Source organism: Burkholderia cenocepacia, assembly GCF_900446215.1.
Classification (GTDB): domain Bacteria; phylum Pseudomonadota; class Gammaproteobacteria; order Burkholderiales; family Burkholderiaceae; genus Burkholderia; species Burkholderia cenocepacia.
In genome coordinates this window covers 18,210-38,351 of the sequence record NZ_UAQZ01000007.1, presented here as the reverse complement: position 1 = coordinate 38,351, position 20,142 = coordinate 18,210, and the positions used below count along the sequence as shown (strand labels likewise).

The window sequence follows — 20,142 nt, the reverse complement described above, 5'->3', positions numbered from 1 at the left end:
TCCTTTGTATTCATGCATTTCATTCGCCGCGCCGGCGATCCCGCGCGGCGGCGTCCCGACCGAATCACCCGGAGCAAGGTGTGTTTTTTATGCCATTCCAGCGCGGCGCTCAGGCAGCGACGCGCTGGAATGACACAAATCCCGCCCCGGTATCGATCGTTGCGGCAGGCCGGCACGAACGTGCCGGACAGCCTGCGGTGCGTGTGACGCTACGCACCGCGCAAAAACAAAATGCCTGTATCAGCGGACTGACACAGGCATCTTGCTGGCGGCAATCGCCTCGATTACTTACGCAGACCCAGCTTCTCGATCAGTGCGCGGTAACGGTCGGCATCCTTGCCCTTGAGGTAGTCGAGCAGCTTGCGGCGGCGGCTCACCATGCGCAGCAGGCCGCGGCGGCTGTGGTGATCCTTCGCGTGGGTCTTGAAGTGACCCGTCAGTTCGACGATACGTGCGGTCAGCAGTGCGACCTGGACTTCGGGCGACCCCGTGTCGTTGGTACCGCGGGCGAACTGAGCAACGACTTCCGACTTCTTGATATCTGCAACAGACATGTGATTTCCTTTCTAACTGAACAGGCGGACACGGAAGAATGGCCGTGCCGTGACTTACAACCGGCGCGCATTGTAGCACAACTCGATGCCGTTCTTACCGCCTCCCGTCACGGACGCGTCATCGAACACGTCGACGGCATCTCCGTGCGCTGCGCCGGCACCGCGAGCACCGTCCGAAAGCCGTAGCCCGACCCTTCGTTGTCGAAGCGCACGCCCGGCGCGCCGACCTTGTCCATGTCCATCACGTAAAGGGGCTGGATCAGCTGGTGATCCTGCGCGCGCATCCGCGACGCGTGGAAGCCGTCGTCGAACGACAGGCCTTCGAGCGCACGCGCGACCGCGACCGGGTCGGCCGACCCCGCGCGGGTCATCGCGGCGGCCAGCATCTCGATCATCTGGCTCATCCGCCGCACCGGATAGTCGTCCTGCGCGGCCGGGAAACGGGTCCGGAACGCGCGGTAGAACGCGTCGGATTTGGCCCCGCCCGCGTTCGGATGCCAGTCGGCCACGGCCACCACGCGGCCGACGCCCGCGTCGCCCAGGGCCGACGGCGCGCCGAGGCTGTTGCCGTAGAACGTATAGAACTTCGCGTCGAGCCCCTGTTCGCGCGCCGCCTTCACGAGCAGCGTGAGGTCGTTGCCCCAGTTGCCGGTCACGACGGCGTCCGCGCCGCTGGCGCGGATCTTCGCGATATACGGCGAGAAATCCTTGATCCGGCCGATCGGGTGGAATTCGTCGCCCGCGATCGTCACGTCCGGGCGCCGCGCGGCCAGCGCCTGCCGTGCGAGGGTGCTAACGTCGTGGCCGAAGCTGTAGTCCTGGTTCAGCAGATAGACCTTGCGCAGCGCGCGATCGCGCGCCATCACGTCCGCGAGCGCGGCCATCCGCATGCCGGCATGCGCATCGAAGCGGAAATGCCAGAAACTGCAACGCGCGCCGGTCAGCGCCGGATCGTCGGCCGAATAGTTCAGGAACAGCATCCGGCTGTCCGGATTGCGCACGTTCAGCTTGTCGAGCGCCGCGACGAGCGCGGCCGCGACGGCCGAGCTGTTGCCCTGCGCGACGAAGCCGATATGGCGGTCGGCCGCCGCGCGCAATTGCACGAGCGCCTCCTCCGGGCTGCCCTTGCTGTCGAGCACGACGAGTTCGAGCGGATGCGTGCCATCGCGCAGCTTCACGCCGCCCGCCGCGTTGACCTGCTCGACGCCGAAACGCAGGTTGCGCTCGACCGCCGCCCCCGCGTTCGCGAACGGGCCCGACATCCCTTCGATCAGCGCGATCCGCACCGGCTCGCCACCGGCAAACGCGGACGACGCCAGCATCCACCCCGCGCTCCACGCGAGCGCGCACCGCTTCCAACCCTGCATCGGCCACCTGCCCTTCAATCTGCCCGAGAAGCGCGGATCATAGGCCGCCGCGACCGCCGCCCGCAAGCGCGACAGCTGCGATCCGCACCGATTTTTCGCATGCGATGCGCCGTCGCGCGCCGTCCGTGATAAAACGGGACTTGTTTCCGTGTTCTGGAGAATCCGATGCGCATTCGCATTCCCGCGCGCCTGCCGGTGCTGGCCGTCTGCGCTACCGCGCTGCTGGCCGGTTGCGCGCAACCGTGGCAGCAATACCAGGCCGGCCAGGACGAGTCGGCGATCGTCGCACGCATGGGCCCGCCGCGCGAGATCTACGACCTGCCCGGCGGCGGCAAGCGCCTGATGTGGCCGACCCAGCCAATGGGCGAAATCACGGTCGCGGCCGACGTCGATGCGGCCCACCGGATCGTCAACGTGCGTCAGGTGCTGCAGCCGAGCGAGTTCTATCGCGCGGAGATCGGCAAGTGGACGAAGACCGACGTCCTCGTCAATTTCGGACGCCCGGTCGAGACGTCCTACTTCCCGCTGATGAAACGCGAGGTGTGGACGTACCGGTATCTCGAGGACAACGTCTGGTACATGATGTACAGCTTCTACTTCGATCCGCAGGGCATCCTGCGCACCACGCAGAAAACGCCGGACCCGCTGCACGATCCCGATCGCCGCACCCTGTTCTGACCGATTGCGCATTCAAGCGCAATTGTCGCAATGGCCATTTACGAATTATTGCGTGAATGGCCATTTCATTTTTTCCGTCGTCTTATTTAATTCGAAGAACAAGACGGAAATCTTTTCCGATTCCTGACATTCCGATGGCAAGCCGCTGAACGCCCCGTCATGCGGGCCACTGCGCGCATACAGGCATGGGCCGTGCATGTCATGCGTCGCGCTGGTGCATGCAATGCACTATGCCCAATCAATTTGAAACAATTTGTTTCAGTTCACCCGGAGTGCTAGGGCATACCCCTAATATCAGTCGAAATTCAACCTTTCAATTTAGAAAGAATGCGCTTGCGCCATTTCGGCCGATATTTATTTGCCTTTATCACAAAGGAGTCCTCATGAATCGCCCCAAGAGCATGCTGGTTGCCAACATTGCCTGGGCCCGCGAGACGCGCGAACACACGCCCGGCTTCTTCGACGCGCTCGCGCGCGGCCAGAACCCGCGCGTCCTGTGGATCGGCTGCGCCGACAGCCGCGTGCCGGCGGAAACCATCACGCACTGCGCGCCCGGCGAGCTGTTCGTCCATCGCAACATCGCGAACCTGTTCCATCCCGACGACGACAATTCCGCCAGCGTGCTCGAGTACGCGGTGCGGGTGCTGAAGGTCGATCACGTGATCGTGTGCGGCCACTACGGATGCGGCGGCGTGCGCGCATCGCTGCTGCCGCCGCCCGCCGACCTGCCGCACGTCGCGCGCCGCATCGCACCGCTCTGCGCGCTCGCGCGGCGCCATCGCGACACGCTCGACGGGCTCGACGACATGGCCGCCGCCGACCGCCTCGCCGAGCTGAACGTGCTCGAACAGGTGCGGCTGCTGCGCGCGTCGCCGATCGTGCGCGGTCGCGAACGGCCGCCGCTCGTGCACGGCTGGATCTTTTCGCTCGCCGACGGCCGCCTGAAGGAGCTCGATTCCGGCTATGCGGCATTGCCGACCGAAGCCGAGCCCGAACCTGTCGCGACCGCCGCCGCGCTCGGTTGACCCGCGCCCTGCCCTCCCTGCCAACGAAACCACCCCAACCATGAAACTGAACGAGCGCCTGTCCACCCTGCCGCGCGACATCGTCGCCGGCATCGTCGTTTTCCTCGTTGCGCTACCGCTCTGTCTCGGTATCGCCAACGCCTCCGGCGTCGAGCCGTTCGCCGGGCTCGTGTCGGGCATCGTCGGCGGCATCGTCGTCGCGCTGCTGAGCGGCTCGTCGCTGTCCGTCAGCGGACCGGCCGCCGGCCTCGTCGTGATCGTCGTCGAAGGGATCGCGCAACTCGGCAGCTTCTCCGCGTTCCTGCTCGCGGTGCTGCTGTCCGGCGTGCTGCAGTTCGGCTTCGGCATGCTGCGCGCCGGCCGCTTCGCCGCCTACGTGCCGTCGCCCGTCATCAAGGGCATGCTCGCCGCGATCGGCCTGCTGCTGATCGTGAAGCAGATTCCGTTCGCCTTCGGCATTGGCGGCTCGGCCGCGCAATCGTTTGCGAACTGGCCGGGGCTGCCGGTCGCATGGGCCGCCACGGCCATCGCGCTCGCGTCGCTCGCGTTGCTGGTGGCATGGGACACCCCCGCGCTGCGCCGCTTCGCGCTGGTGCGCTCGGTGCCCGCGCCGCTCGCGGTGGTCGTGCTCGGCATCGGCGCGACGCTGGTGCTGGGTGTCGTCGCGCCCGCGGTCGCGCCGGGCGCCGCCCACCGCGTCACCTTGCCCGAACTCGGATCGTTCACCGCATTCGCGGCATCGCTCAAGCACGCGGAGCTCGGCCCCAACTTCGCGCAGCTCGTCAATCCGGACGTGTGGCGCGTCGCGATCACGCTCGCGGTCGTCGCCAGTCTCGAAACCCTGCTGAGCCTCGAAGCGGTCGAACAGATCGACCCGAAGCGCCGGCCGGTGCAACCCGACCGCGAACTGAAGGCCCAGGGCGTCGGCAATCTCGTCGCGGGCGCGGTCGGCGGCCTGCCGATCACGTCGGTGATCGTGCGCAGCTCGGTAAACGTCAACGCGGGCGCGCAAAGCCGGATGTCGGCGATCGTCCACGGGGTGCTGCTGCTCGCCAGCGTGTTCGCGCTCACCGGGCTGATCAACCTGATCCCGCTCGCGAGCCTCGCCGCGATCCTGATCCACACGGGCTTCAAGCTGGCGAAGCCGGCGCTGTTTCGCTCGGTGATGAAACAGGGGCCGGCCGCGTTCGTGCCGTTCGCCGCGACGATCGTCGGCGTGCTGGCGGTCGACCTGCTGTTCGGCATCGCGCTCGGCCTCGCGTGCAGCGTGCTCGCCGTCGCCGTCGCGAACCTGAAGAGCCCCGTCACGCTCGCGCAGCATGACGACCACTTCCTGCTGTCGTTCCGCAAGGACGTGTCGTTTCTGGGCAAGGTACAGGTCAAGCACCATCTGCGGCACATTCCGGACCGCGCGGCGGTGATCATCGACGCGACGCGCGCCGACTACATCGATCACGACGTGCTCGAACTGCTCGATGCGTTCGTCGCCGATGCGCCGCGGCGCGGGATCGCGGTCGAGTTCCGCCGGCGCCAGCCGGCGCCACGCACGGCGGCGCGCCGCTGGCTGTTCCGCGCGCCGGCCGCCGAATGAGCGGCCGATGAAAAAACACCCCGGCGGCGCAGGGCCGCACGGGGCGTTTCGGGCAACGTGACGCGCGGCGCTTACGAGCGCTGCGGGTTGACCTTGTCGTCCTTCGAGTGCAGCTTGTTCAGCGCGGAAATGTACGCCTTCGCGGACGCGGCGACGATATCCGGATCGGTGCCGACGCCGTTGACGATCCGCCCGCTCTTCGACAGCCGGACGGTCACTTCGCCCTGCGCCTGCGTGCCGGTCGTGATCGCGTTCACCGAGTACAGCAGCAGCTCGGACCCGCTGCCGACCTCACCCTCGATCGCATTGAACGTCGCATCGACCGGGCCGTTGCCGCGCGCCTCGCCGGTCACTTCCTTGCCTTCGACCGCGAACACGACCTTCGCCTGCGGCTGCTCGCCCGTTTCCGAACGCTGCGACAGCGACACGAACTTGAAGTGCTCCTGCTCCTGCGCGAGCGCCGACTCCTCGGACACGATCGCGATGATGTCCTCGTCGAAGATCTCCGCCTTGCGGTCGGCCAGATCCTTGAAGCGCATGAACGCGGCATTCAATTCCGCTTCGCTGTCGAGCGACACGCCGAGCTCCTGCAGGCGCTGCTTGAACGCGTTGCGGCCCGACAACTTGCCGAGCACGATCTTGTTCGCGGTCCAGCCCACGTCTTCCGCGCGCATGATCTCGTAGGTGTCGCGCGCCTTCAGCACGCCGTCCTGGTGAATGCCCGACGCGTGCGCGAATGCGTTCGCGCCGACCACCGCCTTGTTCGGCTGCACGACGAAGCCGGTGATCTGCGACACGAGCTTCGACGTCGGCACGATCTGCGACGTGTCGATGCCGACGTCGAGGCCGAAATAGTCCTTGCGGGTCTTCACGGCCATCACGATTTCCTCGAGCGACGTATTGCCCGCGCGCTCGCCGAGACCGTTGATCGTGCACTCGACCTGACGCGCGCCGCCGATCTTCACGCCGGCGAGCGAGTTCGCGACCGCCATCCCGAGGTCGTTGTGGCAGTGCACCGAAAAGATCGCCTTGTCCGAGTTCGGAATGCGCTCGCGCAGCGTCTTCACGAGGTTGCCGTAGAGTTCCGGCACGCCGTAGCCGACCGTATCGGCGATGTTGATCGTCGTCGCGCCTTCCGCGATCACGGCTTCCAGCACGCGGCACAGGAAATCCATGTCCGAGCGGCTGCCGTCTTCCGGCGAGAACTCGACGTTGTCGGTGAACTTGCGTGCGAAACGCACCGCGAGGCGCGCCTGCTCGAACACCTGGTCGGGCGTCATCCGCAGCTTCTTCTCCATGTGCAGCGGCGACGTCGCGATGAACGTGTGGATCCGGAAGCTGTTGGCCGGCTTCAGCGCGTCGGCCGCGCGCTGGATGTCCTTGTCGTTGGCCCGCGCCAGCGAGCAGATCGTGCTGTCCTTCACGAGACCGGCGATCGTGTGGATCGCGTCGAAATCGCCGTTCGAGCTGGCGGCGAAGCCGGCCTCGATCACGTCGACCTTCATCCGCTCGAGATTCTTCGCGATACGGATTTTCTCTTCCTTCGTCATCGATGCACCGGGCGATTGCTCGCCGTCACGCAACGTCGTATCGAAAATGATCAGCTTGTCTGTCATGGGGGGCTCCAGGGCTCTTTTATACGGAAGTCAAACGTAACGAGATCGCGCCACCGCTGGCGACGCTCAACAACAGACGAGGCTTGAGACGGAGGGCGAGAACGGTCAGCGCGGCAGGCGCGCCAAAGCTGGCGCGCGTAGCGGCGCACCGGCTAGAAGGAGGGAGAGGCGGGGAAATGCAGTCATGCCAAAGACTATAGCGACATTCGGTTGGCCGCGCAATCGGACGGCACCCGGGGATCGACGCGCCCCCGGCTCGAAAAAGGGGCACATGAAAACGGCGGCCCCGAGGCCGCCGTTTTCGGGCAAATCGCGCGCCGGAGTCAGTGATCGCGCTGCGACGAGCGCGCCGGATTGGCGCGCCCGCGGATGGCCTGGTAGGCCCAGAACACGTAGCCGGACAGCCCGTACAACACGAACAGGCAGAACAGCATCAGCGGCGGATCGGACGACACGAGCACGAACGCGACCACGACGAGCAGGATGGCCGCGAACGGCACACGGTGCCGCACGTCGAGCGCCTTGCCGCTGTAGAACGGCGCGTTCGACACCATCGTCACGCCCGCGTAGATCGTCAGCGCGAACGCGACCCACGGCAGCCAGCCGAGCTTCATCGGCACGCGGTTGTCGGTCGCGAGCCACACGAAGCCCGCGATCAGCGCGGCGGCGGCCGGGCTCGGCAGCCCCTGGAAGAAGCGCTTGTCGACCACGCCGATGTTCGTGTTGAAGCGCGCGAGGCGCAGCGCGGCGCCCGAGCAATAGACGAACGCGGCGAGCCAGCCCCAGCGGCCCAGATCCTTCAGTACCCACTCGTACATCACGAGCGCGGGCGCGACGCCGAACGACACCATGTCCGACAGGCTGTCGAACTGCTCGCCGAACGCGCTCTGCGTATGGGTCATGCGCGCGACGCGCCCGTCCATCCCGTCGAGCACCATCGCGACGAAAATCGCGATCGCGGCGATCTCGAAGCGCACGTTCATCGCCTGCACGACCGCGAAGAAGCCGCAGAACAGCGCGGCGGTCGTGAATGCGTTCGGCAGCAGATAGATGCCGCGCGTCTTCAGGAACCGCTGGCGCGCGGCGCGGCGGCTTTCGAGCGGCGCCGGATCGGGCGCCATCACCTTGTTGCGGCGGAACGGGCGTGGCGTCTGGCCGGAGCCGTTGCGCGGCCGACGCGGTTTGAATGCGGCCATCGTGCGCCCCGCCGCTTACTGCTCGAGCTCGGCGAGGATCGTCGACGACGCGTAGACCTTCTCGCCGATCGACACCTTCGCGCGGCTGCCGAGCGGCAGGTACACGTCGACGCGCGAACCGAAGCGGATGAAACCGTAGCGCTGGCCGCGCGACAGCGGCTCGCCGGCGCGCACGTAGCAGAGGATCCGGCGCGCGATCAGGCCGGCGATCTGCACCGAGGTGACGGTCTTGCCGCTCGCCGTCTGGATCACGACCGCATTGCGCTCGTTCTCGGTCGACGCCTTGTCGATCGCCGCGTTCAGGAACGCGCCCGGGAAGTACTCGACCTTGCTGATCGCGCCATCGACCGGCGAGCGCTGCGAATGGACATTGAAGACATTCATGAACACGCTGATCTTCAGCGCTTCGCGGTTCGCGTACGGATCCTGCGCGGTCTCGACCGCGACGATGCGGCCGTCCGCCGGGCACAGCACCGCGTTCGGCTGCGCCGGGATCGGGCGCTGCGGGTCACGGAAGAACTGGACGACGAAGACGAGCAGCAGCCAGAACGGCCACGCGAAGCCGAAGCCCCCGACGGCATGGATCAACAGCGCGATGACGGCTGCAATCGCGATGAACGGCCAGCCTTCGCGCGCGATGATCGGATGAGGATAGTTCATGGATTCGTTCTGTGTTCGGTGAATTGCAAAGCCCGTAGCATAACAAAAGCCGCCCGGGGCACTGCTGCCTTCGGACGGCTTTTTGATGCCGGCCCTTCGCTCGAAGGGCCGGAACAGCACGGGATGCTCAGTTCTTCGTCTGGTCGACGAGCTTGTTCTTCGCGATCCACGGCATCATCGCACGCAGCTTCGCACCGACCTGCTCGATCTGGTGCTCGGCCGTCAGGCGGCGACGCGACTGGAGCGTCGGGGCGCCTGCCTTGTTCTCGAGAATGAAGCTCTTCGCGTACTCGCCCGTCTGGATGTCGGTCAGGCACTGCTTCATCGCCTTCTTCGTCTCTTCCGTGACGATGCGCGGGCCCGTCACGTACTCGCCGTACTCGGCGTTGTTCGAGATCGAGTAGTTCATGTTCGCGATGCCGCCTTCGTAGATCAGGTCGACGATCAGCTTCAGTTCGTGCAGGCACTCGAAGTACGCCATTTCCGGCGCGTAGCCGGCTTCGACCAGCGTCTCGAAACCTGCCTTGATCAGCTCGACCGTGCCACCGCACAGCACGGCCTGCTCGCCGAACAGGTCGGTTTCGGTTTCTTCACGGAAGTTCGTCTCGATGATGCCGGCACGGCCGCCGCCGTTCGCTGCCGCGTACGACAGCGCGATGTCGCGCGCCGCGCCCGACTTGTTCTGCGCAACCGCGATCAGGTGCGGCACGCCGCCACCTTGCGAGTACGTGCCGCGCACGGTGTGGCCCGGTGCCTTCGGCGCGATCATGATCACGTCGAGGTCGGCGCGCGGGATCACCGCGCCGTAGTGGACGTTGAAGCCGTGCGCGAACGCGAGCGCCGCGCCCTGCTTGATGTTCGCGTGGACTTCCTTCGCGTACACGTCGGCGATCTGCTCGTCCGGCAGCAGCATCATGACGACGTCCGCGCCCTTCACCGCTTCCGCGACTTCCTTGACCGACAGGCCGGCGTTCTCGGCCTTGCTCCACGACGCGCCGCCCTTGCGCAGGCCGACCGTCACGTTCACGCCGCTGTCCTTCAGGTTCAGCGCGTGTGCATGGCCTTGCGAGCCGTAGCCGATGATCGTGACTTGCTTGCCCTTGATGAGGGAGAGGTCAGCGTCTTTGTCGTAGAAAACGTTCATGATGGTTCCTTCGCTAATTCAAAAAATTCAATAATTCGTTCGGATGGAGTACTGCGGGCCGGGACATGACGGCGCACCCGGCGTGCCTCTTTGGCTATGTCGGCATCACACCTTCAGGATGCGCTCGCCGCGTCCGATGCCGGAGCTGCCGGTGCGCACGGTCTCGAGGATCGCGCCCGCGTCCAGCCCCTGGATGAATGCGTCGAGCTTGTCGCTCGCGCCCGTCAATTCGATCGTGTAGGTCTTCTCGGTCACGTCGATGATGCGGCCGCGGAAAATGTCCGACATCCGCTTCATTTCTTCGCGCTCCTTGCCCACTGCACGTACCTTGATCAGCATCAGCTCGCGTTCGATGTGTGCACCGTCGGTCAGGTCCACCACTTTCACCACCTCGATAAGGCGGTTCAGATGCTTCGTGATCTGTTCGATCACGTCGTCGGAGCCAATGGAAACGATGGTGAGCCGCGACAGCGATTGATCTTCGGTCGGCGCCACCGTCAAGGTTTCGATGTTGTAGCCGCGTGCGGAAAACAGGCCGACCACGCGCGACAGCGCGCCCGGTTCGTTCTCCAGCAGGACGGAAATGATGTGTCTCATGTTCGCTTCTTCCAGAATGTGTCCGTGTCGATTCACTCGCGCCGCGCGCCGCCGCGTGCCGCACCGCCCTTCGTGAAGGCGGCCGCATCGGGCCGGGCGCGCGTCGCGCCGTTACAGATCTTCCGATCCGAGCAGCATCTCGGTGATGCCCTTGCCGGCCTGTACCATCGGCCAGACGTTTTCGGTCGGATCGGTCTGGAAGTCGAGAAACACGGTGCGGTCCTTCAGGCGCAGCGCTTCCTTCAGCGCCGGCTCCACATCCGAAGTCTTTTCGATCCGCATGCCGACATGGCCGTACGCTTCGGCGAGCTTCACGAAATCCGGCAGCGCATCCATGTACGAATGCGAATAGCGCTTGCTGTATTCGATCTGCTGCCACTGGCGGACCATGCCGAGGTAGCGGTTGTTCAGCGAAATGATCTTCACGGGCGTGTCGTACTGCAGGCAGGTCGACAGTTCCTGGATGCACATCTGGATCGAGCCTTCGCCCGTGATGCACAGCACGTCGTCGTCCGGATGGGCCATCTTGACGCCCATCGCCGCCGGCAGGCCGAAGCCCATCGTGCCGAGGCCGCCGGAGTTGATCCAGCGACGCGGCTTGTTGAAACGGTAGAACTGCGCGGCCCACATCTGGTGCTGGCCGACGTCCGAGCACACGAACGCATTGCCGTCCGTCAGCTCCCACGCCTTCTCGACCACGTACTGCGGCTTGATGATCTCGCTTTCGCGGTCGTACTTCAGGCAGTCCTTCGCGCGCCAGCCTTCGATGTCCTTCCACCATTGCGCGAGCGCTTCGGTGTCGGGGCCATGCTCGGCCGTCTGCAACTGCTCGATCAGCTCCTTCAGCACTTCCTTCACGTCGCCGACGATCGGGATGTCGACCTTCACGCGCTTCGAGATCGACGACGGGTCGATGTCGATGTGAATGATCTTGCGCGGGCGCGACGCGAAGTGCGCCGGGTCGCCGATCACGCGGTCGTCGAAGCGGGCGCCGATCGCGATCAGCACGTCGCAGTGCTGCATCGCCATGTTCGCTTCGTAGGTGCCGTGCATGCCGAGCATGCCGAGGAATTTCTTGTCCGACGCGCGATAGCCGCCGAGGCCCATCAGCGTGTTCGTGACCGGGTAGCCGAGCAGGTCCGCGAACTGGTTCAGTTCACGCGACGCGTCGGCGAGGATGATGCCGCCCCCCGTGTAGATGTACGGACGCTTCGCCGTCAGCAGCAGCGACACGGCCTTGCGGATCTGACCCGAATGGCCCTTCGTGACGGGGTTGTACGAACGCAGCGACACGCTCTTGATCGGCTCGTACTGGCACGGCGTCTTCGAGATGTCCTTCGGGATGTCGATCAGCACCGGGCCCGGACGGCCGGTGCGGGCGATATAGAACGCCTTCTTGACGGTTTCCGCGAGGTCGCGCACGTCCTTCACGAGGAAGTTGTGCTTCACGCACGGACGCGTGATGCCGACGGTGTCGCATTCCTGGAACGCATCCTGACCGATCGCGGCCGTCGGCACCTGGCCGCTGATCACGACCATCGGGATCGAATCCATGTAGGCCGTTGCGATGCCGGTCACCGCATTGGTGACACCGGGGCCCGACGTCACGAGGCAGACGCCGACGTTGCCGGTGGAGCGCGCATACGCATCGGCTGCGTGCACGGCCGCCTGTTCATGGCGCACCAGCACGTGCTGAATCTTGTCCTGCTTGTACAGCTCGTCGTAGATGTAGAGAACCGAGCCGCCGGGGTAGCCCCAGATGAATTCGACGTTTTCGTCGGCCAGTGCCTTCATGAGCACGGTGCCGCCGATGGAGTCGCTATCGGGAGGGGAAAGGGGTTCCGACGTGGAGAATTCCGCGCTGGGCATGTTCATTTTGACCTTTCGAATTTTCGGCAAAAAATTGATCGGGTGCTCTCTGCCGGGCTTGTGGCTCGGGTTCAAGCGGCGCGTCCAGTTTGAAGGGCGGGCTTCTTGGGCCAGCCTCAAATGAGACCATCACTTCATGTTGCGAATCGCTGACGATAGCGGGTCGTGATGGGGCCGTCAAGCAAAATATCCCGCAGCGCATCATGCGCGCCGCCCGGCGCCCCGCCGGCGCGGCTCGCGCGCAACTGCGGCGCCCGACCCGGTGCCAAGCCGCGCGAAAATTTGATAGCATCCGCGGGTTTTACGAAATTTTTCGACCTTTTACACCACGCAGCGGGCCGCAGCGCATACCTTCACGGAATGGCATCAGACAAGGAACTCGCCGACTTTCTGGCGGGCGTCGAAAGGCGCGCGTTCAAGCAGGCTGCGTACGCCGTGCGTGACGACGATGCATCGCTCGACATCGTGCAGGACGCGATGATCAAGCTCGCGGAGAAGTACGGCGACCGGCCGTCGGCCGAGCTGCCGCTGCTGTTTCAGCGAATCCTGCAGAACGCGATCCACGACTGGTTCCGCCGGCAGAAGGTCCGCAACACGTGGGTGACGCTCTTCTCGTCGTTGAACAACACCGACGACGACGACTTCGACCCGCTCGAAACGCTCGAATCCGCGGATGACAACGCGGGCGTCGAAAGCAGCGAGCACCGCCTCGAAAGAGAGCAGGTTCTGGCCCTGATCGACGAAGAAATCCAGAAGCTTCCGACGCGTCAACGGGAAGCGTTCCTGATGCGTTATTGGGAAGATATGGATGTCGCCGAGACTGCCGCCGCAATGGGGTGCTCCGAGGGCAGCGTGAAGACGCACTGCTCGCGAGCCACTCACACCCTGGCGCAAGCGCTCAAGGCCAAAGGAATCACGCTATGAGCTCCGCAAACCGAGAACACGAATTCGCGCTGAAGGTGCGCCGCGCGCTGGACGAGCGCGCGGCCGCCCTGCCTGCCGCGACCACCGATCGGCTGGCCGTCGCCCGCCGGGCCGCGCTCGCGCGCAAGAAGCCCGAAGCCGCGACCGCGCCGGTGTTCGTGCCGGCCTTCGCCGGCGCGGCCGGTGCCTACGGCCCGACGCCCGCGAATCGCCGGCCGACGTCGTTCGCGCGCCGCCTGCTGCGCGCGTGGCCGCTCGCATTGCTGCTCGCGGGGCTCGTCGGCATCGCGTACTGGGAAGACATGCAGCGCACCGCCGAACTCGCCGACATCGACGCGGCGATGCTCAGCGACGACCTGCCGCTCAACGCGTATCTCGACCACGGGTTCAACGCGTATCTTTCACGCGCTCACTAACAGACAATAACGAGGGGATCGTACGGGTGAGTCAGAAGCGCGGCCTGGCCGTATTTTTCGGATGCGTGATCGCGATCGCCGTTTCCTACGTCGCCACGTATCCCCGATTCCACCCGGCCCCCGCGACGACGCCCGTCGCGACCGCCAACCCTGCCGCGCCGGCATCGGCCGCGGCCGGACTCACCACCGAACTGCCCCCGCTGCCCCTGCCCTTGCCGCTGCCGGCCGCCGCCGGCCCGCTGGCGTGGGCGCGCCTCACGCCGGCGCAGCACGCGGCCCTCGCGCCGTTCGCCGACCAGTGGGACGGCTTCAGCGATGCTCGCAAGCGAAAATGGCTGAAGATCGCATCGCGTTTCGCGAAGTTGTCGCCGGATGACCAGAAGCGCCTGCAGGAGCGCATGGCCGAGTGGGCGAAGATGACGCCCGAGCAGCGCCGCGTCGCGCGCGAGAACTACCAGAGCGCGAAGGAGCTGTCCGCGCAGGCGCGCGAGCGCGCATGGAAGGCCTACCAGCAACTCCCCGAGGAGCAGAAGGAACGGCTTGCCGCCGCCGAGCGCCGCCGCAAGCCGAGCGTCGTCAGCGCGCCGCCGACCGTCGCGGACCGCGACGTCCGCCGCCTCGTCAACTCGCACGAACACCCGGCGAGCGGCGCGGCCGCCGCTCCGGCGCCCGCGTCGACCGGCGCCGCCGCGCAGCCGGTGCCCGCGTCGTCGACGTCCGGCACCGCATCGGCCCCGGCCGCCGTGGCGCCGGTGTCGCCCGCCGACGCGCCTTCGCTGTTCAAGGGCTCCTGAGCGGCCGTGGCGAACGCCCGCGCTTCCGAGACCCCGGCCGCCGCGCCGTCCGTGCGGCGGCGCCTCGCCGCACTGCTCTACGAAGGCGTGCTGCTGTTCGGCGTCGTGTTCTTCGCGGGGCTCGCGTTCAGCCTCGCGACGCAGCAACGCAACGGCCTCGTTCATCACAACCTGCTTGCCGCGTGGATCGCGCTCGTCGTCGGCGCGTATTTCGTCTGGTTCTGGACACACGGCGGCCAGACGCTGCCGATGAAAACCTGGCGGCTGCGGCTCGAATCGGCGAACGGCCGGCCGTTGAGCGCCGGCCACGCGCTCGTCCGCTACGTGCTCGGCTGGCTGTGGTTCCTGCCGCCGCTCGCGCTGCATCCGCTCCTGGGCCTGTCGGTACCCGTCACGCTTGCGCTCGCCGCCGCATGGGTCGTCGCGTGGGCCGGTGCCGCCCGGTTGCACGCCGGACGCCAGTTCCCGCACGACCGGATCGCCCGCACGCGCGTCGTCGCGATACCACGCTGACGCGTCGCCGCATTCACCAGACGAAAGCCCCTCGCCCGGCGCCCTCATCGAGCCGCGGAGCCTGGCCTGACACGCCCCGAGCGTTCAGTGCGACAGGTTACGCAACGCCCGTTCATTCACTGCTAAACACCCTTCGACGGTCGTAATAAGAACGTCTCGTGACTGTCACGGCACAGTCACGCCCGCATGGCGGAATGCCGGTAATGTCAACCGGCGCGAGTCATGCATGGGCCAGAAAACGTCCGCGACCTCACTGTTTCGTCACCCCATCGGCGCCCGCGCCGCCACTGCGTTCCTGTCCGGCTCGGGGGCAACCGACGGCGTGGTGTCGCACAAGCCGCCCGTTGCGCACACCACCCAGCACGAGGACCCGGAGCCGTCCGCCCACCGCTACCGCACCATCTGGCTGTCCGACATCCACCTCGGCTCGAGCGGCTGTCAGGCGCCCTACCTGCTGGATTTCCTGCGTCACAACGATTCGGAATACCTGTACCTCGTCGGCGACATCATCGACGGCTGGCAGCTGAAGAAAGGCTGGTACTGGCCGCAGGCGCACAACGACGTCGTGCAGAAGATCCTGCGCAAGGCGCGCAAGGGCACGCAGGTCGTCTACATCCCCGGCAACCACGACGAAGGCGCGCGGCAGTTCTGCGATCTCGCGTTCGGCGACATCCAGGTGCGCGGCGAGGCATTTCACACGACGCTCGCAGGCAAACGTTTGTGGATCGTGCACGGCGACCTGTTCGACGGCGTGATCCAGCACGCGAAGTGGCTCGCGTACCTCGGTGACACGCTCTACACGCTGATCCTCGTGCTGAACCGCTGGTTCAACCGGATCCGCAGCCGGCTCGGCTTCCAGTACTGGTCGCTGTCGCAGTACCTGAAGCACCAGGTCAAGAACGCGGTCAATTTCATCTCGCAGTTCGAGACCGTGATGACCGACGAGGCGCGCCGCCGCGGCTGCGACGGCGTCGTGTGCGGCCACATCCACAAGGCCGAGATCCGCGACATCGACGGCGTGCTGTACTGCAACGACGGCGACTGGGTCGAAAGCCTGTCCGCGCTCGTCGAAACGATGGAAGGCGAACTGAAGATCGTCTACTGGACGGTGATGCGCACCGCACCGTCGGAGACCACGTCGCGCAAGGCCAAGGCCGCTGCCTGACACAACCCTACTTACAGGACATGCCGCGATGAAGATCATGATCGTCACCGACGCGTGGGAACCGCAGGTCAACGGCGTCGTGCGCACGCTGAAGAGCACATCGCGCGAACTCACGGCGCTCGGCCATCGCGTCGAGCTGCTGACGCCGCTGGAATTCCGCACGGTGCCCTGCCCGACCTACCCCGAGATCCGCCTGTCGATCCTGCCGTACCGCAAGCTGCGCGCAAGGATCGATGCGTTCGCACCCGACGCGCTGCACATCGCGACCGAAGGCCCGCTCGGCCTCGCCGCACGGCGCTATGCGCGCGCCCGCAAGCTGCCGTACACGACCGCGTATCACACGCGCTTTCCGGAATACGTGCAGGCGCGCTTCGGCATCCCGCTCGCGGCGACCTACCGCTTCCTGCACTGGTTCCACGGCCCGTCGCTCGCGGTGATGGCGCCGACCCCGGTCGTCAAGCAGGACCTCGAGAAATTCGGCTTCACGAACGTCGTGCTGTGGACCCGCGGCGTCGACCTCGACATCTTCCGGCCGATGGAGTCGAAGGTGCTCAACACCGCGCGGCCGATCTTCCTGTACGTGGGCCGCGTCGCGATCGAGAAGAACGTCGAGGCGTTCCTGCGCCTCGACCTGCCCGGCTCGAAGTGGGTCGCGGGCGAAGGCCCCGCGCTCGCGGAACTGAAGTCGCGCTACCCGGAGGCGAACTATCTCGGCGTGCTGTCACAGGCGGAGCTCGCGAAGGTGTATGCTGCGGCCGACGTGTTCGTATTCCCGAGTCGCACCGACACGTTCGGCCTCGTGCTGCTCGAAGCCCTCGCCTGCGGCACGCCGGTGGCCGCGTATCCCGTCACGGGTCCGATCGACGTGCTCGGCGAAGGCAATGCCGGCGCGATGCACGAGGATCTGCAGGAAGCCTGCCTCGAGGCGCTGAAGATCGAACGCACGACTGCGCGCGCGTGGGCCGAACGCTTCTCGTGGCGCGCGGCATCCGAGCAGTTCGCGTCGCATCTGAAGCCGCTGCCGAAGACCGCGTACTCGCCAGCCGAAGGTGCCGCCGTTTGAAACGAGACCTGAACGACAAGATCCCGCCCCCCGCCGCGACGCCGCGGCACCGCCCGTTCGACGAGGAAGAGCCGCACGCCGACGCGGACGTGCACGCGCACGAACCGCTCGGCCCCGACGACCGGCTCGCGCCGCTGCCGCCGAACCCGTACAAGCGCCACCGCGGCATCACGCGCGCGTGGTTCGCCCTCAAGCATTCGCTGAACGGGTTTCGCGTCGCGATCCGCGAGGAAAGCGCGTTTCGCCAGGAGCTCACGCTCGCCGCGCTGATGCTGCCGATCGGCGCATTCGCGCCGGTGCCGGCCGCGTCGCGCGCGCTGCTGATCGGCTCGGTGCTGCTGGTGCTGATCGTCGAGCTGCTGAACTCGAGCGTCGAAGCCGCGATCGACCGCATCTCGCTCGAACGTCACGAACTGTCGAAACGCGCGAAGGACCTCGGCAGCGCGGCCGTGACGGTCGCGCTGTTCGCGTGCGTGACGACCTGGGGCTTCGTGCTCGGGCCGGTCGTCGCACGCTGGCTCGGCTTCTAGGCAACCGCCCGGCGCCATTCCCGCTGCCCGCGTGCGGCGCTGCACCATGCGCCGCGCGGGGCCGCGATCACGAAATGCCCCGATGTGGCGAAACCCCGGTTTATAATCGTCCGCTAGACATAGAACAGCAACCCGCGCCGGACGAATCACGCAGCATCGATTGCAGCGCCCGCCAGTCCGGCACACACAGGGCCGGACGACATGGAAGCGAAACCTCCCCGCCGCACCCGCGAACGGATTCTCGAGTTGTCGTTGAAACTCTTCAACGAGATCGGCGAGCCGAACGTCACCACCACGACGATCGCCGAGGAAATGGAAATCAGTCCAGGCAACCTGTACTACCATTTCCGCAACAAGGACGACATCATCAACAGCATCTTCGCGCAGTTCGAGCAGCAGATCGAACGGCGGCTGCGCTTCCCCGAAGATCATCGTCCGACGATCGACGAAACCTGGTCGTACCTGCAGTACATGGCCGATTTCATGTGGACCTACCGGTTCCTGTATCGCGACCTCAACGACCTGCTCGCACGCAACCGCACGCTCGAGACACACTTCAAGCAGATCATCAGCCACAAGGTGCGCTTCGCACACGACATGTGCGAGCTGCTCGTCTCCGATGCCGAAATGGTCGCGACGCCCGCCGAGATCGAAGTCATCGCCACCAACATGGCCGTGATCTCGACATACTGGCTGTCGTATCAGTACGTGATGCATCCGCGCAAATACAACGACCAGGACGCGATCCGCGAAGAGCTGCACCAGGTGAGCATGCACGTGATCTCGATCATGGCCCCGTACCTGCGCGGCCGTTCGCGCCAGCTGTTCGACGACCTCGTCTCCGGCAAGCTGCCCAAGCGCCAGTTCACCGACTACCTGCCGCCGCGCGACGGTTCGCCGCGCCCGGCCGGCAGCCCCGTCTCCGGTGGGCAGGCCCCCGCCAAGGACGCGAAGCAATGAAGGCAGTCTGCGTTTACTGCGGTTCGTCGTCCGGCGTGCGGCCGGTCTATGCCGATGCCGCGCGCGCGTTCGGCCGCGCGCTCGTCGACGCGGGCCTCACGCTCGTGTACGGCGGCGGCCGCGTCGGCCTGATGGGCGTGATCGCCGACGAAGTGATGGCGGCCGGCGGCCGTGCGGTCGGCGTGATCCCCGAGCTGCTCGTCGACAAGGAAGTCGGCCATACGGGGCTGTCGGAACTGCACGTCGTGCCCGACATGCACCATCGCAAGAAAATGATGGCCGACCTCTCCGACGCGTTCGTCGCGATGCCCGGCGGCGCCGGCACGCTCGAGGAGCTCTTCGAGGTCTACACGTGGGCGCAGCTCGGCTATCACCGCAAGCCCGTCGCGCTCTACAACATCGATGCGTTCTACGATCCGCTGATCGCGCTGCTGCGCCATACGGTCGACGAAGGCTTCATGCGGCCGGCCTATTTCGACGCGCTGTGCGTCGAATCCGAACCCGTCGCGCTGATCGAGCGGCTGCGCCGCTACCAGCCGCCCGCCCGCGACAAGTGGGCGCCCGACGCAGCGAAGTGACCCTCACCGGAACCCGCACGCGATGACCGCATCGTCCGACCGCAAGGCCGTCCTCATCACCGGCGCGAGCCGCGGCATCGGCCGCGCGACCGCCGTGCTCGCGGCCGAACGCGGCTGGGACGTCGGCATCAACTACGCGCGCGACGCGGCGGCGGCCGAACTGACCGCGCAGGCCGTGCGCGACGCGGGCGGCCGCGCGTGCATCGTCGCGGGCGATGTCGCGAACGAGGCGGACGTCGTCGCGATGTTCGATACCGTTGCGGCCGCGTTCGGACGCCTCGACGCGCTCGTCAACAACGCGGGCATCGTCGCGCCGTCGATGCCGCTCGCCGACATGCCGGTCGACCGGTTGCGGCGGATGTTCGATACCAACGTGCTCGGCGCCTACCTGTGCGCGCGCGAAGCCGCGCGCCGGCTGTCGACCGACCGCGGCGGCCGCGGCGGCGCGATCGTCAACGTGTCGTCGATCGCATCGCGGCTCGGCTCGCCGAACGAGTACGTCGACTACGCGGGCTCGAAAGGCGCGGTCGATTCGCTGACGATCGGCCTCGCCAAGGAACTCGGCCCGCACGGCGTGCGCGTCAACGCGGTACGCCCCGGCCTGATCGAGACCGACATTCATGCAAGCGGCGGCCAGCCGGGCCGTGCGGCCCGCCTCGGCGCGCAAACGCCGCTCGGCCGCGCGGGCGAAGCGCAGGAGGTCGCCGAGGCGATCGTCTGGCTGCTCGGCGATACGGCCTCCTACACGACGGGCGCCCTGCTCGACGTCGGCGGCGGCCGCTGAGCTGACGCGCCGCGCAACAATACGGCGGTCGACAACGCCGCGTGGTCACGCCGCCACAAATCTCCACAATTCCGTGACAGTTTCAGTAAACATCCGTAACAATTCCGTGCTCTACTAG

General features: G+C 66.3%; 21 protein-coding genes. 13 read left to right on the top strand and 8 right to left on the bottom strand.

Going from position 1 to position 20,142, the window contains the following annotated elements:
- Nucleotides 1-284 precede the first annotated feature (284 nt).
- Together rpsO and DTA15_RS14155 are read right to left on the bottom strand one after the other, a co-directional pair.
- A complete protein-coding gene (gene rpsO, locus DTA15_RS14160) occupies nt 285-554 on the bottom strand; it encodes a 30S ribosomal protein S15 (protein ID WP_006398792.1) in 270 nt (89 codons plus the stop codon).
- 107 nt (nt 555-661) lie between these two features.
- Nucleotides 662-1,921 carry a branched-chain amino acid ABC transporter substrate-binding protein gene (locus DTA15_RS14155; protein ID WP_034178498.1) on the bottom strand — a complete coding sequence of 420 codons (1,260 nt, stop codon included), beginning with the start codon at nt 1,919-1,921 and terminating at the stop codon, nt 662-664.
- A 165-nt stretch (nt 1,922-2,086) separates the two neighbouring features.
- Here DTA15_RS14155 and DTA15_RS14150 point away from each other — a divergent pair, with 165 nt between their 5' ends.
- From DTA15_RS14150 to DTA15_RS14140, 3 genes are all read left to right on the top strand, one after another.
- A complete protein-coding gene (locus DTA15_RS14150) occupies nt 2,087-2,599 on the top strand; it encodes a hypothetical protein (protein ID WP_006484895.1) in 513 nt (170 codons plus the stop codon).
- 383 nt (nt 2,600-2,982) lie between these two features.
- Nucleotides 2,983-3,624 (top strand): carbonic anhydrase, encoded by a 642-nt coding sequence (locus DTA15_RS14145; protein WP_006497012.1) that lies wholly within the window; start codon nt 2,983-2,985, stop codon nt 3,622-3,624.
- 40 nt (nt 3,625-3,664) lie between these two features.
- Nucleotides 3,665-5,215: a SulP family inorganic anion transporter gene (locus DTA15_RS14140; protein WP_006493526.1), complete on the top strand. Its 1,551-nt coding sequence runs from the start codon at nt 3,665-3,667 to the stop codon at nt 5,213-5,215.
- A gap of 71 nt (nt 5,216-5,286) precedes the next feature.
- On the opposite strand, the gene DTA15_RS14135 is transcribed toward DTA15_RS14140, so the two are convergent.
- The 6 genes from DTA15_RS14135 to DTA15_RS14105 all read right to left on the bottom strand — a co-directional run bounded on the left by DTA15_RS14135 (nt 5,287) and on the right by DTA15_RS14105 (nt 12,303).
- Complete coding sequence (locus DTA15_RS14135; protein ID WP_006491031.1) at nt 5,287-6,831, bottom strand: 2-isopropylmalate synthase; 1,545 nt, start codon at nt 6,829-6,831, stop codon at nt 5,287-5,289.
- A 323-nt stretch (nt 6,832-7,154) separates the two neighbouring features.
- On the bottom strand, nt 7,155-8,027 hold the full coding sequence (pssA, locus tag DTA15_RS14125) for a CDP-diacylglycerol--serine O-phosphatidyltransferase (RefSeq protein WP_006491034.1): 873 nt from the start codon (nt 8,025-8,027) through the stop codon (nt 7,155-7,157).
- A gap of 15 nt (nt 8,028-8,042) precedes the next feature.
- Complete coding sequence (locus DTA15_RS14120; RefSeq protein WP_006491035.1) at nt 8,043-8,687, bottom strand: phosphatidylserine decarboxylase; 645 nt, start codon at nt 8,685-8,687, stop codon at nt 8,043-8,045.
- A 127-nt stretch (nt 8,688-8,814) separates the two neighbouring features.
- The gene (gene ilvC, locus DTA15_RS14115; RefSeq protein ID WP_006491032.1) at nt 8,815-9,831 is read right to left on the bottom strand and encodes a ketol-acid reductoisomerase; all 1,017 of its coding nucleotides are present in this window, start codon (nt 9,829-9,831) and stop codon (nt 8,815-8,817) included.
- Nucleotides 9,832-9,936: 105 nt separating this feature from the next.
- On the bottom strand, nt 9,937-10,428 hold the full coding sequence (gene ilvN / locus DTA15_RS14110; protein ID WP_006398781.1) for an acetolactate synthase small subunit: 492 nt from the start codon (nt 10,426-10,428) through the stop codon (nt 9,937-9,939).
- Nucleotides 10,429-10,539: 111 nt separating this feature from the next.
- Nucleotides 10,540-12,303 carry an acetolactate synthase 3 catalytic subunit gene (locus tag DTA15_RS14105; protein ID WP_012492736.1) on the bottom strand — a complete coding sequence of 588 codons (1,764 nt, stop codon included), beginning with the start codon at nt 12,301-12,303 and terminating at the stop codon, nt 10,540-10,542.
- A gap of 354 nt (nt 12,304-12,657) precedes the next feature.
- Between DTA15_RS14105 and DTA15_RS14100 the strand changes: the two genes are divergently transcribed.
- The 10 genes from DTA15_RS14100 (at nt 12,658) to DTA15_RS14055 (ending at nt 20,024) form a co-directional block, all read left to right on the top strand.
- Nucleotides 12,658-13,221, top strand: coding sequence for an RNA polymerase sigma factor (locus DTA15_RS14100; protein ID WP_006491033.1), 564 nt, complete (start codon nt 12,658-12,660; stop codon nt 13,219-13,221).
- A complete protein-coding gene (locus DTA15_RS14095) occupies nt 13,218-13,637 on the top strand; it encodes a DUF3619 family protein (RefSeq protein WP_006497015.1) in 420 nt (139 codons plus the stop codon). Before DTA15_RS14100 ends, DTA15_RS14095 begins: the two co-directional genes overlap by 4 nt.
- A gap of 26 nt (nt 13,638-13,663) precedes the next feature.
- A complete protein-coding gene (locus DTA15_RS14090) occupies nt 13,664-14,431 on the top strand; it encodes a DUF3106 domain-containing protein (protein ID WP_020979871.1) in 768 nt (255 codons plus the stop codon).
- A gap of 6 nt (nt 14,432-14,437) precedes the next feature.
- Nucleotides 14,438-14,944: an RDD family protein gene (locus tag DTA15_RS14085; RefSeq protein ID WP_006488204.1), complete on the top strand. Its 507-nt coding sequence runs from the start codon at nt 14,438-14,440 to the stop codon at nt 14,942-14,944.
- 226 nt (nt 14,945-15,170) lie between these two features.
- A complete protein-coding gene (locus DTA15_RS14080; RefSeq protein ID WP_006478246.1) occupies nt 15,171-16,109 on the top strand; it encodes a UDP-2,3-diacylglucosamine diphosphatase in 939 nt (312 codons plus the stop codon).
- A 28-nt stretch (nt 16,110-16,137) separates the two neighbouring features.
- Nucleotides 16,138-17,172, top strand: coding sequence for a glycosyltransferase family 4 protein (locus tag DTA15_RS14075; protein ID WP_006488194.1), 1,035 nt, complete (start codon nt 16,138-16,140; stop codon nt 17,170-17,172).
- Nucleotides 17,169-17,702, top strand: a complete 534-nt coding sequence (locus tag DTA15_RS14070; protein ID WP_006488206.1) for a diacylglycerol kinase — start codon at nt 17,169-17,171, stop codon at nt 17,700-17,702. Before DTA15_RS14075 ends, DTA15_RS14070 begins: the two co-directional genes overlap by 4 nt.
- A 201-nt stretch (nt 17,703-17,903) precedes the next feature.
- Complete coding sequence (locus tag DTA15_RS14065) at nt 17,904-18,662, top strand: TetR/AcrR family transcriptional regulator (RefSeq protein WP_006488215.1); 759 nt, start codon at nt 17,904-17,906, stop codon at nt 18,660-18,662.
- On the top strand, nt 18,659-19,240 hold the full coding sequence (locus tag DTA15_RS14060; protein WP_006488208.1) for an LOG family protein: 582 nt from the start codon (nt 18,659-18,661) through the stop codon (nt 19,238-19,240). Before DTA15_RS14065 ends, DTA15_RS14060 begins: the two co-directional genes overlap by 4 nt.
- Nucleotides 19,241-19,262: 22 nt before the next feature.
- On the top strand, nt 19,263-20,024 hold the full coding sequence (locus DTA15_RS14055) for an SDR family oxidoreductase (RefSeq protein WP_006488202.1): 762 nt from the start codon (nt 19,263-19,265) through the stop codon (nt 20,022-20,024).
- Nucleotides 20,025-20,142: the final 118 nt, after the last annotated feature.